This is a genomic window from Kitasatospora sp. GAS1066B (assembly GCF_041262605.1).
Taxonomy (GTDB): Bacteria; Actinomycetota; Actinomycetes; order Streptomycetales; family Streptomycetaceae; genus Kitasatospora.
This window is the reverse complement of the sequence record NZ_JBGCCO010000085.1, coordinates 1-2490: the sequence shown is the minus strand read 5'-3', so window position 1 is coordinate 2490 and position 2490 is coordinate 1. Positions and strand designations below refer to the sequence as shown.

At 68.8% G+C, this 2490-nt stretch carries 2 protein-coding genes; both read left to right on the top strand.

From position 1 onward, the window contains the following. Window positions 1-336: integrase core domain-containing protein (locus ABH937_RS38135; RefSeq protein WP_370220851.1), on the top strand; the 336-nt coding region annotated here is incomplete at its 5' end. Between the two features lie 118 nt (window positions 337-454). Further along, a complete protein-coding gene (locus tag ABH937_RS38130; RefSeq protein ID WP_370220849.1) occupies window positions 455-2440 on the top strand; it encodes a WD40 repeat domain-containing serine/threonine protein kinase in 1986 nt (661 codons plus the stop codon). Window positions 2441-2490: the final 50 nt, after the last annotated feature.

Sequence of the window (2490 nt, the reverse complement as noted above, 5' to 3'; positions counted from 1 at the left end):
AGCCCTTATAGCGAGGCCCAGTTCAAGGCCACCAAATACATGGCCGACTTCCCGCGGCGGTTCGAATCCCTGGCCCATGCCCGCGAATGGTTCGACGCCTTCATCTCCTACTACAACCACGAGCACCGGCATTCAGGCATCGGCCTCCACACGCCGGCCAGCGTCCACTTCGGCACCGCCGAGGAGATCCGCGACCAGCGCGCCGCCACCCTCGTCGAGGCCTACGCCCGGCATCGCGAACGCTTCGGACGCCGTCCCCGGCCGCCCGAGATCCCGCAGACAGCATGGATCAACGACCCCAGCAGGCGCGGGGAACCTGCACCACAAACCTCATAGCATCACGACCGTCTCACTGGACTTGAAATCTTCCGTCGCGTCTGTCTGCCGCTGGCGGACTGCGCCAGAGCCCTGAACTCCCGGGCGGGGCCCGACGCGACATGAGTACGATTCCGGCATGACGGGGACCGGCGGGAATCTGGTTGGCGGGCGCTATCGCCTCACAGCGGTGGTGGGGCAGGGGGGCATGGGCCGCGTCTGGCGCGGCTGGGACGAGGTGCTCGGACGCCAGGTTGCGGTCAAGGAAGTGCTGCCGGCCCCCGAACTGTCCGCCGAGGAGCGGTCCCAGCTCATCCGCCGAACCAAGGTGGAGGCGCAGGCAGCGGCACGGCTGAGGCACGCGGGGATCATCACCGTGCACGATGTGGTCGAGCAGGACGGCGTGCCGTGGATCGTTATGGCGTACGTTGATGGTCCCTCGCTCGGCGCTCTGATCGCCCGTCAGGAGCGGCTGGGCTGGGAGCAAGTAGCCGTGATCGGGGCGCAGATGGCTCAGTCCCTCGCTCACGCGCACAGTGTTGGTGTGGTGCACCGCGATCTCAAGCCGGACAACGTCCTCATGGACGGCGAGCAGGCGGTGCTCACTGATTTCGGGATCGCCCGGATCCTGGACACCGCCTCGACGCTGACCGCGACGCATACCGTGGTCGGGACACCGCAGTTCATGCCGCCCGAGCAGTTGAACGGTCAGGCGGTGGGGGCGTCCGCAGACTTGTGGTCCTTGGGGGCGACGCTCTTCACTGCCGTGGAGGGGCATCCGCCCTTCACCGGTCAGACTCTGATGGAGATCCTCACCGCCGTACTGGTGAAACCGGTGCCCACGGCCGCGCATGCCGGACCACTCGCGGACGTCCTGGCCGCGCTCCTGGTCCGGGAGCCGGGCATGCGGCCGGATGCGGCGGAGACGGCACGCCGCCTGCTCGCCCTCATCGCCGTTCCCTCGCCGGCGCCCTCACCCGCTCTGCGTGCCACGCCGATCCGGACGGTACCGGATCGGCCCATGAGCGCGGGCCCGTCCCGCCCCGAAGCCGCCCCCGGTCTGTCGGCCGCCCCCACCGAATCCGCAGCAGCACCTGCCGCCGCTCCCGCCCCGAGTTCAGGCCGGGTGACGGGGATGCGGAGGCGCACCCTGATCCTCGGCGGCGCCGGCGCCGGTGTTCTAGCCGCCGCCGGCATCGGGGCGGCGCTGTCGCAGATGGGCGCCAGGCCGGCGAGGCGGTCCGATATCCATGGGGCGCTCCTGGCGGCCAGCCTCGCCACTCCCGACACCTACATCAATGTGTACGCGGTGGCCTTCAGTCCTGACGGCAAGACTCTCGCCGCTGGCGGCGACGGCAGTCTCCGCCTGTGGGACGTCGGTGCCAAGAGCTCCATCGCCACTCTCGGCGGCGACACCGTGAAGTCGGTGGCTTTCAGCCCTGATGGCAAGACGCTCGCCAGTAGCGTCGACAACGGGGTCCGCCTGTGGGACGTCGCCTCCAAGAGCTCCGTCGCCGATCTCCAAGGACACACCAGCTACGTGCATGGGGTGGCCTTCAGCCCTGACGGCAAGACCCTCGCCAGTGGCAGCGAGGACCGCACCGTCCGCCTGTGGGACGTCGCTTCGAAGAGCTCCATCGCCACTCTCGACGGGCACACTAGCGGCGTGTCCGCGGTGGCTTTCAGCCCTGACGGCAAGACCCTCGCCGCCGGCTGCGACGGCAACGTCCGCCTGTGGGACGTAGCGTCCAGGAGGTCCGTCGCCACTCTCGATACGCATGTCAGCAGTGTGTCCGCGGTGGCCTTCAGCTCCGACGGCAAGACCCTCGCCGCCGGCTGCGGCGACTACGACGTCTACCTCTGGGACGCCGCTGCCAAGAGCTCGGTCGCCACTCTCCGAGGAACCGGCGGTGTGTACGGGGTGGCCTTCAGCCCTGACGGCAAGACCCTCGTCAGTGGCGGCGACTATCACAGCGTCGGTCTGTGGGATGTCGCGTCCGGGAGCTCCATCGCCACTCTCGACGGACATACCGAAACCGTGTGGTCCGTGGCCTTCAGTCCCGACGGCAAGACCTTCGCGTGTGGTGGCCACGACGGCAGCGTCCGCCTGTGGAACCTGGTGTAGGGACAGGAGGCCGCGAGAGGCACCGTTGCCTTCTTCTCTTGCGGGAACTC